At 46.5% G+C, this 13,018-nt stretch carries 13 protein-coding genes; 3 read left to right on the top strand and 10 right to left on the bottom strand.

What is annotated here, in order from left to right:
* The first annotated feature begins 83 nt into the window (after positions 1 to 83).
* Together fdhF and AC2CGA_RS13530 are read left to right on the top strand one after the other, a co-directional pair.
* On the top strand, positions 84 to 3,026 hold the full coding sequence (gene fdhF / locus AC2CGA_RS13535; protein ID WP_088005506.1) for a formate dehydrogenase subunit alpha: 2,943 nt from the start codon (positions 84 to 86) through the stop codon (positions 3,024 to 3,026).
* Between the two features lie 17 nt (positions 3,027 to 3,043).
* Entirely contained in the window at positions 3,044 to 3,535 is a 492-nt protein-coding gene (locus AC2CGA_RS13530; RefSeq protein ID WP_003152780.1) for a helical membrane plugin domain-containing protein, read from the top strand.
* A gap of 39 nt (positions 3,536 to 3,574) precedes the next feature.
* Here AC2CGA_RS13530 and AC2CGA_RS13525 read toward each other — a convergent pair whose 3' ends face one another.
* From AC2CGA_RS13525 to AC2CGA_RS13505, 5 genes are all read right to left on the bottom strand, one after another.
* Positions 3,575 to 3,805, bottom strand: a complete 231-nt coding sequence (locus tag AC2CGA_RS13525) for a YrhC family protein (protein WP_003152779.1) — start codon at positions 3,803 to 3,805, stop codon at positions 3,575 to 3,577.
* An 83-nt stretch (positions 3,806 to 3,888) separates the two neighbouring features.
* Entirely contained in the window at positions 3,889 to 5,031 is a 1,143-nt protein-coding gene (locus AC2CGA_RS13520) for a bifunctional cystathionine gamma-lyase/homocysteine desulfhydrase (protein WP_003152778.1), read from the bottom strand.
* Position 5,032: 1 nt separating this feature from the next.
* Positions 5,033 to 5,956, bottom strand: a complete 924-nt coding sequence (locus tag AC2CGA_RS13515; RefSeq protein WP_095318421.1) for an O-acetylserine dependent cystathionine beta-synthase — start codon at positions 5,954 to 5,956, stop codon at positions 5,033 to 5,035.
* Between the two features lie 47 nt (positions 5,957 to 6,003).
* On the bottom strand, positions 6,004 to 6,699 hold the full coding sequence (gene mtnN / locus AC2CGA_RS13510) for a 5'-methylthioadenosine/S-adenosylhomocysteine nucleosidase (RefSeq protein ID WP_003152774.1): 696 nt from the start codon (positions 6,697 to 6,699) through the stop codon (positions 6,004 to 6,006).
* 20 nt (positions 6,700 to 6,719) lie between these two features.
* Positions 6,720 to 7,361: a class I SAM-dependent methyltransferase gene (locus AC2CGA_RS13505; protein WP_139885330.1), complete on the bottom strand. Its 642-nt coding sequence runs from the start codon at positions 7,359 to 7,361 to the stop codon at positions 6,720 to 6,722.
* Between the two features lie 183 nt (positions 7,362 to 7,544).
* Between AC2CGA_RS13505 and AC2CGA_RS13500 the strand changes: the two genes are divergently transcribed.
* Entirely contained in the window at positions 7,545 to 7,748 is a 204-nt protein-coding gene (locus AC2CGA_RS13500) for a YrzA family protein (protein ID WP_003152771.1), read from the top strand.
* 39 nt (positions 7,749 to 7,787) lie between these two features.
* Here AC2CGA_RS13500 and AC2CGA_RS13495 read toward each other — a convergent pair whose 3' ends face one another.
* From AC2CGA_RS13495 to AC2CGA_RS13475, 5 genes are all read right to left on the bottom strand, one after another.
* A complete protein-coding gene (locus AC2CGA_RS13495) occupies positions 7,788 to 8,504 on the bottom strand; it encodes a YrrS family protein (RefSeq protein WP_058906204.1) in 717 nt (238 codons plus the stop codon).
* A gap of 63 nt (positions 8,505 to 8,567) precedes the next feature.
* Positions 8,568 to 10,322, bottom strand: coding sequence for a peptidoglycan D,D-transpeptidase FtsI family protein (locus AC2CGA_RS13490; protein ID WP_015387957.1), 1,755 nt, complete (start codon positions 10,320 to 10,322; stop codon positions 8,568 to 8,570).
* Between the two features lie 52 nt (positions 10,323 to 10,374).
* Positions 10,375 to 10,848, bottom strand: a complete 474-nt coding sequence (gene greA / locus AC2CGA_RS13485) for a transcription elongation factor GreA (protein ID WP_003152766.1) — start codon at positions 10,846 to 10,848, stop codon at positions 10,375 to 10,377.
* A 253-nt stretch (positions 10,849 to 11,101) separates the two neighbouring features.
* Positions 11,102 to 11,737, bottom strand: coding sequence for a uridine kinase (gene udk, locus AC2CGA_RS13480; protein ID WP_003152763.1), 636 nt, complete (start codon positions 11,735 to 11,737; stop codon positions 11,102 to 11,104).
* A gap of 6 nt (positions 11,738 to 11,743) precedes the next feature.
* Positions 11,744 to 13,012, bottom strand: coding sequence for a peptidase U32 family protein (locus AC2CGA_RS13475; RefSeq protein ID WP_052586372.1), 1,269 nt, complete (start codon positions 13,010 to 13,012; stop codon positions 11,744 to 11,746).
* Positions 13,013 to 13,018: the final 6 nt, after the last annotated feature.

The raw sequence follows: 13,018 nt of genomic DNA, 5'->3' as shown, positions 1-13,018 counted from the left end.
TATTTATACCGTTCTCCGGACAGGAGGCCGGTATCTATGTGCATGGCTTTTTTTCGAGTTTAAAAGATGGAGGGGAATTGGAAGTGACAGACGTTCAGTCTATCCGTGTCAAAATTGACGGCACGGAGTATGAAACACCAGAGGGGTCTAAGATTTTAGATATTTTAAACCAAAACGGAATTGAGATTCCGCAAATATGCCATGTACCGGAAGTAGATCCGATTCAAACATGTGACACCTGTATTGTTGAAGTAAACGGGAAATTGCAGCGCTCTTGTTCCACGGCTGCAGAAAACGGGATGTCCATCTCGCTTACGTCGGGAAGGGTAAAAGAGGCTCAGACAGAGGCCATGGACCGCCTGCTCGAGAATCACCTGCTTTACTGTACGGTATGCGATAACAACAACGGCAACTGCACACTGCATAATACAGCGGAAATGATGGGAATTGAGCATCAGAAATATCCGTATACGCCGAAAGATGATTCAAAGTGCGCGGTTGATATGTCTCACCCGTTTTACCGCTATGATCCGAACCAATGCATTGCCTGCGGCCAATGTGTGGAAGTGTGTCAAAACCTTCAGGTGAATGAGACCCTTTCAATTGATTGGGAGCGCGACCGCCCGCGGGTCATTTGGGATGAAGGCGTCGCCATTAATGAATCATCCTGCGTCAGCTGCGGCCAATGTGTCACTGTCTGCCCTTGTAACGCACTGATGGAAAAATCAATGCTCGGCCAAGCCGGATTTATGACAGGAATAAAAGAAGATGTCATGGAACCGATGATTGATTTAGTGAAAAATGTTGAACCCGACTATACAAGCATCTTCGCCGTGTCAGAAGTGGAAGCGGCTATGCGCGATAAACGGACGAAAAAAACAAAAACAGTCTGCACGTTCTGCGGCGTCGGATGCTCTTTTGAAGTATGGACAAAAGGCCGTGACATCCTTAAAATTCAGCCTGTTTCCGATGCTCCGGTTAATGCGATTTCCACTTGTGTGAAAGGGAAATTCGGCTGGGACTTCGTGAATTCGGAAGAACGGATTACAAAACCGCTTATCCGGAAAAACGGCGCATTTGTTGAATCGTCATGGGAAGAAGCTCTTGATCTTGTCGCTTCAAGACTCGGTTCGATCAAGGCCGAACACGGAAATGGTTCTGTCGGTTTTATTTCTTCTTCTAAAATTACGAATGAAGACAACTACGTTATTCAAAAATTAGCGCGTCAAGTATTTGAAACCAACAACGTGGATAACTGTTCACGCTACTGCCAGTCACCGGCAACGGACGGCTTATTCCGCACAGTCGGTATGGGCGGTGACGCCGGCACAATTAAAGATATCGCAAAAGCGGGCCTCGTGCTCATCGTCGGCGCCAATCCGGCGGAAGGACATCCGGTTCTGGCCACACGCGTGAAACGTGCACATAAGCTGCACGGACAAAAATTAATTGTTGCCGATCTGCGCAGAAATGAAATGGCTGAACGGTCCGACCTCTTTATCAGCCCGAAACAAGGGACTGACCAAGTCTGGCTCATGGCAGTGACAAAATATATGATTGACCAAGGCTGGCACGATCAAGCGTTTATTGATGAGAATGTCAACTACTTTGAAGATTATAAAGAAACGCTGAAAAAGTATACATTAGAATATGCGGAGCGCATCACCGGACTTTCTCAGGATACGATCATCCGCATTGCCGAAATGATTCGTGATGCAGACGGCACTTGTGTTCTTTGGGGCATGGGCGTTACCCAGAATACAGGCGGCTCTGATACATCAGCGGCGATTTCCAACCTGCTGCTTGCCACAGGAAACTACCGCCGTCCGGGCGCCGGAGCTTATCCGCTGCGGGGACATAACAACGTTCAAGGCGCTTGCGATATGGGAACTCTTCCAGGCTGGCTTCCGGGGTATCAGCATATTACCGATGATGAGGCACGCGCTAAATTCGAAAAAGCTTACGGTGTTGAAATCGACGGCAAGCCGGGTCTTGATAATATTGAAATGCTCCATGCGATTGAAGAAGGAAACATGAAAGCCATGTATCTCGTCGGTGAAGATATGGCGCTCGTCGATTCAAACGCCAACCATGTTCATGACATTTTATCCAGCCTTGATTTCTTTGTTGTACAGGATATTTTCCTTTCAAGAACGGCGCAATACGCGGATGTCATCCTGCCTGCGGTTCCATCTCTTGAAAAAGACGGAACATTTACAAACACAGAGCGTCGTGTACAAAGATTGTATCAGGCGCTTCCGACACTCGGCGATGCCAAACCCGACTGGTGGATTATTCAGGAAGTCGCCAATCGTTTAGGCGCTGATTGGAATTACACGCATCCAAGCGACATTTTCTCAGAAATGGCGAGCCTTTCTCCGCTGTTCGGAAAAGCAAGCTACGACGTTCTTAGCGGCTGGAACAGCTTCCTGTGGGGAAGCTTTACGGGAGAAAGCACTCCGCTTCTTTATGAAGACGGCTTTAACTTCCCGGACAAAAAAGCCCGTTTTGCGCTGAGCGATTGGGTGGAGCCTGCCGTATTCCCTGAAGAATATGACCTGCATATTAACAACGGACGGATGCTTGAACATTTCCACGAAGGAAACATGACAAACAAATCGAAGGGCATTCAGTCTAAAGTGCCGGATGTATTTGTTGAAGTATCGCCGGAGCTCGCGGCTGAACGCGGAATTTGCGACGGAACAATGATCCGGCTCGTCTCTCCTTTTGGGGCGGTTAAATTGAATGCGCTTGTGACAGACCGTGTCCGCGCAAATGAGCTTTATCTGCCGATGAACTCTACAGATAAAGATTCTGCGATTAATTTCCTGACCGGGCCTGCGTATGATTCACGGACACATACACCTGCCTATAAACAGACAAAAGTCCGCATGGAAGTGCTCGGTTCCTGTGATACACCGCCGCTTCCGAAAACGAATCCGCGGAACAAAAAACGTCATCCGCAAAACGGTGTGGAAGCTCAGCGAAAATGGAACCGTCCGGGCTATGTGCACCTAACTGATTAAGGAAAGGAGGAAACATAATGGCAAGCCCAATTACTGAAATTCAAAAAGAAACGAAAACAGAGGAACAGCTGAAAGCTGAAAAACTGGAAGAACTGAAGACGCTTCTCGCAGAAAATGAAGAAGCCGTCGCGAAAACGATGTCCATTATGGCAGAGCTGAATGGCTTGGGCATTTTTGATGCCGCCGGCTATATGCTCCAGGCAAAAGAGGAGATTGCCAAAATCGCACTCGGACAGATTTCCCGGGAACCTGTCACCAATCTCCTGAATACGATGATGGCCGCGGGAGGCGCGCTGTCAAAAGCTGATCCCGAATTTATGGGCAGACTTTTAGAAAGCGCCATGGCCGGGACGGATCAGGCGCAAAGATTTTTAAAAGAGGACAGGAAAGTCAGTATGTTTGAACTGATGAAAGCCGTCGGTGATCCTGATATTAACCGCGCGCTCGGCTTCGGGCTGCAGTTTTTAAAAGGAATGGGAAAAGAATTACGCGAAACCCCGTCTGAATAAGAAATGAAAAAGCCATTGTCAAAAGACAATGGCTTTTTTTTATTCTTCGGCCTCTTCCAGCCTCTTTTTATAAATAAGTGAACGGTCAACGCAGAAATAAGCGCCCGCTAAAAATGCACAATCCGTTACAAACATCAGCATTTTCTGGCCCGCAGTCAGCCCTTGTCCGGGAAGAACCGCGCCGATATAAATGAAGGTGCTGACTGCAAGCAGAATAAATGCGTAATGCTTAAAATCTTCTATTAATGATTTCAGTCTTTTCTTCTCCATATAAGGTCACCTGCCAGTTTTATAGTCTACCAACATTATAATACAAGCTGACAGCCGACAGAGAATGTAAATCTATCCATTCTTTATAAAAGTGAATCAAGCGCCTGTTTCACATCCGCCGTTAAATCCTCAGTATCCTCAATACCGACTGAGATCCGTACGAGCCCGTCGGTAATGCCAAGAGCAAGACGGCGGTCGCGCGGGATCGAAGCGTGCGTCATTCTGGACGGCACGGAGATTAAGCTTTCAACCGCTCCTAAACTTTCCGCGATTGTAAACAGGTTCAATTTTTCTAAAAACGCGTCGACGCGTTCACTGCTGCCGATATCAAAGGAAATCATTCCGCCGAAACCGGAGCTTTGCGCTTTTGTCAGCTCATGGCCCGGATGTTTCGCTGATCCCGGATAGTAGAGCGTCTGAACGGCATCATGCGCTTCAAGCAGCTCGGCGATTTTCCCGGCGCTGTGATTGATGGCATCCATTCTGAGTCCCAGTGTTTTAATGCCTCTCATTAAAAGCCATGAATCCTGCGGTCCTAAAACGCCGCCTGTTGAGTTTTGCACATAATGAAGCTTTTCACCGAGCTCTTTATCAGCCGTGACGACTAAGCCGCCGACGACATCGCTGTGGCCGCCGAGATATTTTGTCGCGCTGTGCAGCACGATGTCCGCGCCGAAGCTGAGCGGCTGCTGGAAATACGGCGTGTAAAACGTATTATCGACGATAAGCAATACGCCCGCTTCTTTTGCGATGTCAGACATCAGTTTGAGGTCAGTCACTTTCAATAGCGGGTTTGTCGGTGTTTCGATATAAATGGCTTTCGTATTCGGGCGAATGGCCTTTTTGACTTTTTCTTCACTGCTCGTATCAACAAAGTCCGCTTCAATACCGAAGCGGTTCAGCACACCTGTCATCACCCGGTAAGTGCCGCCGTATACATCATCCGTCAAAATAACATGATCGCCGCTGTCAAACAGCATCATGACGGCAGTAATCGCAGCCATGCCTGAGCCGAACGCATATCCCGCCGCGCCGCCTTCAAGCTCCGCAATTAAGCTTTCAAGCGCCGTCCGCGTCGGATTGGCCGTTCTTGAATATTCATAACCCGTATGCTCGCCCGCTTTCGGCTGCCGGTACGTGCTTACTTGATAAATCGGTACGGAAACCGCTCCTGTTTTTTCATCTCCCGTAATTCCTCCGTGCACCATCAGCGTTTTTTTCTTCATCTTACTGACCTCCTTGAAAAATGTTTTTGCTTATATATCGATCGCTGCCGTCAGGGAAAATAGTGACGATATTTGATCCGGCGGGCGCTTTTTTCGCTTCTTCAAGCGCTGCATAAAGAGCCGCCCCTGAAGAGCTTCCGATTAAGAGGCCTTCTTTCTCGGCCGCTTCTCTGACAAGCGAAAACGCCGTATCGTCTTCCACTGTGTAAATGGCGTCAAAATGGTTCTCGTCCATATAATCCGGGATAAACTCCATGCCGATGCCTTCCGTTTTATGGGCATGCGGCTCTCCTCCGTTCAGGATCGAGCCTTCCGGTTCAACGATCACCGTTTTGACGGCAGGATTTTTCTCCTTTAAATAAGCTGCCGTACCGGCAAAGGTGCCGCCGGAACCCGCTCCTGCGACAAAGGTGTGGATATCCCCGCCGAGCGCGTTCCATATTTCAGGTCCGATCGTTTTATAGTAAGTCAATGGATTTACTCGGTTTTTAAATTGCAGAACGGCATAAGAATTATTAATCTCTTTCTCCAGTTCAAGCGCTTTTCGAATGGCTCCCTGCATACCTTCTTCTCTCGGCGTATGCACGATGTCCGCTCCGAGAGCTTTCATAATTTGCTGCTTTTCTCTGCTGAAATGCTCCGGGACGCAAAAAACGGCGCGAAGCTGATGCTTTATGGCGCACAGAGCGAGTCCGATCCCGGTGTTTCCGGCAGTCGCTTCGATGATAACGCCTCCCGGTTTCACCTTTCCCGTGCGAAGCGCATCTTCAATGAGCATCCCGCCCAGCCTGTCTTTAATGCTTCCGCCCGGATTCATCATCTCAAGTTTAGCATAAACCGCTGTTCCCTCCGGTATATCAAAATGCTTGAGACGGAGCAGCGGTGTATTTCCGATCAGTTCTGTAATATCTGTTATCACGTTCAATATGTGTCCTCCTCCTGGAAAAGCGGAGGAGAACGAGAATCCCCCGCTTAGTGAATTCGTTTGATGACATTCAGGACAAGCTCAGTTGAATGAACGGCAGCCTGTTCTAAAAATTTATCAAATGAAACGTCAGATTCTTTTCCGGCAATATCAGATAAAGCTCTGATGACAACAAAAGGCGTTTTGAACTGGTGGCACACCTGTGCGACAGCCGCAGCTTCCATTTCAACCGCGTACAAATCCGCAAATTTGGCGCGTACGTCTTCAACCCGCTTCGGATCATTCATAAAAGAATCTCCCGTAGCGATTGTGCCTTTGGCGACTTGAATGCCGTTCAGTTCAGAAACCGCTTCCTCAGTAATACTGATCAGCTTTTCATCAGCTTTGTATGCTGCCGGAAGACCCGGCACCTGTCCGTATTCATAGTCAAACGCCGTCACATCCACGTCATGATGGCGGACATCTGTTGAGATGACGACGTCGCCTACATTCAATGTATGATGAAAACCGCCCGCTGAGCCTGTGTTAATCACATAATCAGGTTTGAAACGGTCAAGCAGAAGCGTCGTGCTGATCGCGGCGTTGACTTTTCCGATCCCCGATTTCAGCAAGATAACTTCGACGCCTTCATAGCTGCCAGTCGTAAACTCACAGTGAGCGATCATCTCTTGTTTTGCGTCTTTCAGTTTGCTTCTTAAAATCGTAACTTCCTCTTCCATTGCTCCGATGACTGCCAGTTTCATTTATACACAATCCCTTCGATTTACCGTTTAATCGCCTCCATTATCCAGACAAAGTCATTTTGCTGCGTAAACCGCGCGGCAAATCCCTCTTCTGAAAAGATGTTTTTCATTGTCCCAAGTGTCGGATAATGTTCCGTCTTTAAATCGTCCGCTAATTGATGATAGCCGTTTCGGATTGCTTTTTTAATTGTTTCATCATAAGCTTCATGATCTTTAAAGACGGTATCGGCAAACACTATTTTATCATGCTTCTGAAGGATTGTGCCATATTGCTTTACAGCCGCTTGCTTTTCTTCATCGGTTAAATGATGAAAGGCGTACGAGCTGACGATGGTATCTATTTGAAAAGGCGGAACGGGAAACTCCAGAAAATCTCCGTCACTGAACACGGCTTTGTCAGAAAGCTTGTCAGCCGCCAGTTTTCTCATTGACGGAGACGGTTCTACACCAAACACCTTTTTGTTCGCGGCGGCTAATTTCGCCGTTAAATTCCCTGTGCCCGGTCCGAACTCTAAAACGTTAGAACCCGAAAGTGCGACGATGCTGTCAAGAATATTGTCATACCTTTTAAAAACATCAGCGTATTGTTTGTCTGCCCCGTGCACTGTGGCATCATAAGTCGCTGCCCAATCTTCAAATAATGGAATAAATTCACGGCCCATATTTTTCACTCTCCATAATTTATAATTCCTATGAGTATAGTATGGATTAATCGTGGAACAGTTCCTATCCTATCACAAAAAAGAATGGAAGGGTACTAAAATACTTTGGGATTATTGCGCAATTACGGCAGAAAGGCTTATACTTTCATTGACTCAGAAGAAAAATCAGGAGGATCTGTACTGATGAATTTTCAATTGGATTTAATCAAAGATAAAGTAGAATTTTTCGAAGCGGCATCTTTGCAGGAGCTTGAAAAGAAAATAAACGTTCAGATTGAAAACAACCAGGCGATTATGCTTCGCGTCCGTTCTGTATCCCATCAGGTGACGGCCGTTGACGGCAGAATCCTTTACAGCGCGTCGGTGCATTTTTCAGCTGACGTATGACAGAAAAAAGCAGCTGAATAATCAGCTGCTTTTTTGCGGTTATTTTAACGTTTCTACTTTTGTCGGCTTCCAGCCTTTTTTGTCTTTCCAAGTGATGGTGACCTGATACTTTTTGCCGTTCGTTTTGTCTAAAACTTTACCCTTCGCATCTTGCGGGCTTCCATTGTTTCCGAGCCACAGCACTGTCATGTGATCTTTTGACACGCCTGTTGCGTAAGAGATGGCGTCAAGCATTTCGGACCAGTCTTCAGAGCTTGAGTCATACGTCGCCGCATGTTCTCCCGTCTGCTTTGTTCCGACCGCTTTCCATTTTGGGTTAACAATTGTTTTCTCGACATCGCTTGATGAGCCGCCCTCTGTTATTTTTGCTCCTTTAAAAGGATCGCTTGAATTAGAGTCTTTTTTGCTGCTGTCATCACTTTTCGATGAATCATCGTCTTTTTTGCTGTCAGAGTCTGAAGATGAATCAGATGTGTCCTTATCCTGTTTATCTTTTTTGTCATCGTCTGATGCCGTATCTTTTTTGCTGTCTTTTATGTCTTCATCCGATGTCTGCTTCGTCTTGCCTGATGCAGGTGTTTCCTGCTTCTGGCTCGTGTCCGCTTTTTCGCTCACGTCGCTCGACGGACTGTTGATGAAGAGGCTGACTGCAACGACGACAATAAGAATAGATACGATAGCAATTAAAATGTTAAGCACCATATTTGCTTTTCTGCGCTTATCACGGTTTTCAAAACGAGATTGTTTATTGCTCAATCATTCTGCACTCCTTTATCCCTCTTGCTCAGCATATATTTTAACATGGGCTGAGCGGTTGTTCTATGTCTGATTTGTTTCATTTTCATGTACCTTTTTAACAATATCATAAAACACTGTATTTGTCAGAGCCTTATCCCCCGGCGTGTCCATGTGCAGCACCACGAGAGCGTATTTCGGCTTGTCCGCGGGAAAGTATCCCGCAAACCATTTGTGGTAAAGCGTCTGTTTTTCTTTTGTGAACATTCCCGTCTGGGCCGTTCCCGATTTGCCTGCTATCTCATACGGCAGATCCTGAAACCTTCGGCCGGTTCCTTTCGGTGAGGTGACGACTTCTCTGAGAATTTTTTGAAGCTGCTGCGCCGTATATTTGTCGATGTTTTCCCCTTTTAACGGCTGTTCTTTGAATGACGCCATCGTCGTTTTGTTTTTGTATTCAATTTTGTCCGCGATTTTGACTTGTTTTTTCTCACCGCCGCGCGCGATCGCCGCCATCATATTGGCGACTTCAAGAGGCGTGACTTTCACGTTTTTTTGCCCGATCGCCGTCTGTGCGACGGCTTTTTTTACGGTTTTGTCTTTGTCATCTCCCCAAATGACCCCGCTTTTTTCATTATACAGCTGCCTGAATCCGTCTTCCCGGTACAGCTTGCCTTCCCAGCCCGCCCGCTGTGTGAGACCTAGTTTCTCCGCCATGTTTTCAATAACGGAATCATCTTTTTTGATCAATTTTTCCGCAAGACTTGTAAACGTATAATTGCAGCTTTGGGCAAAGCTTTCTCCAAAACTGAGCGTGCCTTTATCATCCCCCGGCTCTCCGTACAGGTTGAGATTGCAGTTAAAGGATGTGCCCGGCTTCACTTCGTTTTGTTCTATTGCGGCTGCGGCGATCACCGTTTTAAACACTGATCCCGGATAAATCGGCGTCAGCATGTAATTTTGCAGTGTCTGCTGCTTTGACATGTCGGCGTCAGGCTTTGATACCATTCCGAGCACACTGCTTTTTTCAATGTCTAAAAGGACGGCTCCCCCCTTTTTTAACCCGCGGTCTTTCAATACATCTTCCATTGCTTTTTGAATATTGCGGTCGATGGAGGTTTTGACTTGCAGCGGATAAAACGCGTTTGCTTCAGCCGTATATTTGACGTCCATTCCGAATAAAGGGTTTCCCCTTCCGTCGACATGATACAAAAGTTTTGTGTCCTGATCCGCCAGTAAAAACTCATCAAACGTCCGCTCCATCCCGCTTGTCCCGATTTTTGCCGTGATCGGCAGTTCCTTCCTGCCGGGGTATTTCTTTTTCAAAAGCTCAGGGTCCTGGTTTGTCGCGCCCAACAGATGAGCGGCTATGTTTGTTTCTTTGCTGTCTTTCATATATACGCCGTAAATGCCGGGATATTTCAAAGAATTGATATTTGCCACGGATTGTTTCGTCAAATGTTTTATTTTTCTGCTGTTCAGGATCACCGGTTTTTTTGCTTCCGTCAGCAGCTGCCTGAGCTCCCCCTGTTTCATTCCGAGAATGTCTGATACCCGGTCAACCGGCCAATCCTGCGTCACGAGAAAGGGAAACAGTATGACGGCAGGCTGCTTTTTTCCGGTCAGTTCTTTGCCGTTCCGATCAAGAAAAGAGCCGCGGCCGTCTGAAATAAGGACTTCTTCCGTCCGCTGCTTGACGCTTTCCTGAATCAGATTAATATTGGATTTTGAAAAAGATTCTGTAAAAAACAGCTGAATTTCAGCCAGCCTTGCAAGCAGAAAGAAAAACACGAGCAGAAAACAAATCACGGCCGTTTTCAGCCTTTTTGATACGATCATAAAAAACACCTCATCCACATTTTGGACGAGGTGTTTCATTGTTAAACGGATCTTATGAAATTTTCACAATTTTCACGAGCATTTCTCCACCCGGCGTCTGAACTGTCACTTCTTCGTCCACTTTTCTGCCGAGCAGGCTTTTTGCGATTGGCGAGTCGTTTGAGATTTTTCCTTCAAACGGATCAGCTTCAGCGCTTCCGACAATCGTGTAAGATTCTTCTTCACCGTCGGGCAATTCGATGAATGATACGGTTTTTCCCAAACCGACTACATTTGAACCGCCGTCGTCCTCGATGATTTTCGCATTGCGGATCATGTTTTCAAGCGTCGTGATGCGCCCTTCCACAAATGCCTGTTCTTCTTTTGCGGAATCATACTCAGAGTTCTCTGACAGATCTCCGAAGCTTCTTGCGATTTTAATGCGCTCTACTACTTCTTTACGTTTAACCGTTTTCAATTGCTCTAATTCTTGTTCAAGTTTTTGTTTTCCTTCGTGAGTCATCGGAAAAACTTTTTCTTGTGCCATGTTCCTTCACTCCTTGGTGGTTGTCCCTCAACAATAACGTGTGATTATGTATGAGAGCATAAACGAAAAAATCAAGAATGAGAACACAGGGCAGTCCTCGTTCTTCTCTCCCATATAGGTACTGTTTATCTTAAACTGAATGTGTGTTTTCTGCAAATGTTTCGGTTTATAAACAGGGAAAGAAGGGAACTGTCTCATTCCCTTCCAGCCTATACATAATATGGTCTGAGTTATTTATGTCTATGCTATGGTATTACAAAATTGCATTTTGTTCAAGGATCGTTTGAATCTTCGTGACCATCAGATCGATTGCGACGTGGTTTTGTCCGCCTTCCGGAATAATGATGTCCGCGTAGCGTTTCGTCGGTTCAACAAACTGATTGTGCATCGGTCTGACGACGGACACATACTGCTCAATGACAGAATCGATTGAACGGCCTCTTTCGTTAATATCTCTCATAATCCGTCTGATGATACGGAGATCCGCGTCCGTGTCGACATAAAGTTTCATATCCATGAGGTCGCGAAGTCTTTTATCTTCGAGAACGAGAATGCCTTCCAGAATAATGACATCCTTCGGCTCAACCGGAATGGTTTCCTCAGAACGCGTATGCAGCTTATAATCATAAATCGGCTTTTCTATCGGCCGGTAATTCAAAAGCTCTTGAATATGCTCGATTAAATAGTCATTATCAAATGCGAGCGGGTGATCATAGTTTGTGTTCAGCCTTTCTTCAAACGGAAGATGGCTTTGGTCTTTATAATAAAGGTCTTGCTGGATCATTAAAATCGAGTGTCCTTTAAACTGTTCATAGATGGAACGGGTGACGCTTGTTTTTCCTGATCCGGAACCTCCTGCGATGCCTATAACTACAGGACTCTTACCCATTGGTGATTACTTCCCCTTTCTCATCATGTTGCTCGGATAAATCTTTTTGTCTACTTTAAATGTAACGATTTGCAGGGGATGGCGGGCAGCATCAAGCTCGTTTCCGTCTTCGTCCCAAATAGTGCCGATTGTGAATGTGAAATTGTCGATTTCAGGACCGAAAAATTCCACTTCGTCACCTTGTTTAAAGAAATTGCGCTGCTGGAGCGTCACCATTTGAGTTTCCTCGTCATACGCGAGCACGAGACCGGCAAAATCAAATGTTGTTTTCTTTCCGTGTTCGCCGAACATCTGCTCTTCATACCCGGGCGTGCCTTCAAAGAAAGCAGGCGCGGTATCCCGGTTTGCACATTTGTCCAGCTCATCCAGCCATTCTTTTTGAATGACAAAGTTTTCAGGATCAGCGCAGTATGCGTCGATGACTTTGCGATACACGCTGACAACCGTCGCAACGTAATGAATCGATTTCATCCGGCCTTCAATTTTCAGGCTGTCGATACCCATCTCAATCATTTGCGGAATGGATTCAATCAATTTTAAATCTTTCGGGCTCATCGCAAACGGAGCGTCTTCTTCGTCATAAAGCGCGACCGCGTTTGCACCGTCTGTCTGATACAGGTCATAATCCCAGCGGCAGGACTGACAGCAGCCGCCGCGGTTGGAATCCCGGGCTGTCATGTGATTGCTCAGCACGCATCGTCCTGAATAAGCGATACACATGGCGCCGTGGATAAAGGTTTCGATTTCAATATCCACCTTTTCCTTCATTTCTTTAATTTCCAGTCCGCTCGTTTCACGGGCAAGCACCACGCGGTCAAGCCCTTCTTCTTTCCAGAACTGCACCGCTTTCCAGTTGGAAAGGGACTGCTGTGTGCTGAGGTGAATTTCTACGTCCGGGGCCACTCTCCGGCATGTTTCAATAATCAGCGGATCAGCGACGATAATTCCGGCAACTTTTGCGTCTCCCAACGCTTTTAAGTATTCTTCCAGACCGTCCATATTTTCATTATGGGCGAAAATGTTTGTTGTCACATATATTTTTGCCCCGTATTTTTTGGCAAATTCTACGCCCTCTGCGATTTCTTCTATTGAGAAGTTATCCGCATTTGAGCGGAGTCCGTATTCCTGTCCTCCGATAAAAACCGCGTCCGCTCCGTAATGAACGGCAATTTTTAATTTTTCAAGGTTTCCTGCCGGAGCAAGGAGTTCAGGTTTTTTCGTAATGACGCGTTTTCCGTTTATGACTTTGGAAATGGTTTGATTTACGGCTGTCATCCGTTG

The organism is Bacillus sp. SYZHCR11, assembly GCF_057196865.1.
The sequence above is the reverse complement of the archived record's forward strand: the minus strand, read 5'-3'. Positions and strand labels throughout refer to the sequence as shown.

Coding starts and splice junctions, on each gene's coding strand:
- udk (WP_003152763.1), bottom strand. CDS start 11,737: ATGGGTAAGAGTCCTGTAGTTATAGGCATCGCAGGAGGTTCCGGATCA.
- AC2CGA_RS13505 (WP_139885330.1), bottom strand. CDS start 7,361: ATGGGCCGTGAATTTATTCCATTATTTGAAGATTGGGCAGCGACTTAT.
- greA (WP_003152766.1), bottom strand. CDS start 10,848: ATGGCACAAGAAAAAGTTTTTCCGATGACTCACGAAGGAAAACAAAAA.
- AC2CGA_RS13525 (WP_003152779.1), bottom strand. CDS start 3,805: ATGGAGAAGAAAAGACTGAAATCATTAATAGAAGATTTTAAGCATTAC.
- AC2CGA_RS13490 (WP_015387957.1), bottom strand. CDS start 10,322: ATGATCGTATCAAAAAGGCTGAAAACGGCCGTGATTTGTTTTCTGCTC.
- AC2CGA_RS13530 (WP_003152780.1), top strand. CDS start 3,044: ATGGCAAGCCCAATTACTGAAATTCAAAAAGAAACGAAAACAGAGGAA.
- mtnN (WP_003152774.1), bottom strand. CDS start 6,699: ATGAAACTGGCAGTCATCGGAGCAATGGAAGAGGAAGTTACGATTTTA.
- AC2CGA_RS13500 (WP_003152771.1), top strand. CDS start 7,545: ATGAATTTTCAATTGGATTTAATCAAAGATAAAGTAGAATTTTTCGAA.
- AC2CGA_RS13475 (WP_052586372.1), bottom strand. CDS start 13,012: ATGACAGCCGTAAATCAAACCATTTCCAAAGTCATAAACGGAAAACGC.
- AC2CGA_RS13520 (WP_003152778.1), bottom strand. CDS start 5,031: ATGAAGAAAAAAACGCTGATGGTGCACGGAGGAATTACGGGAGATGAA.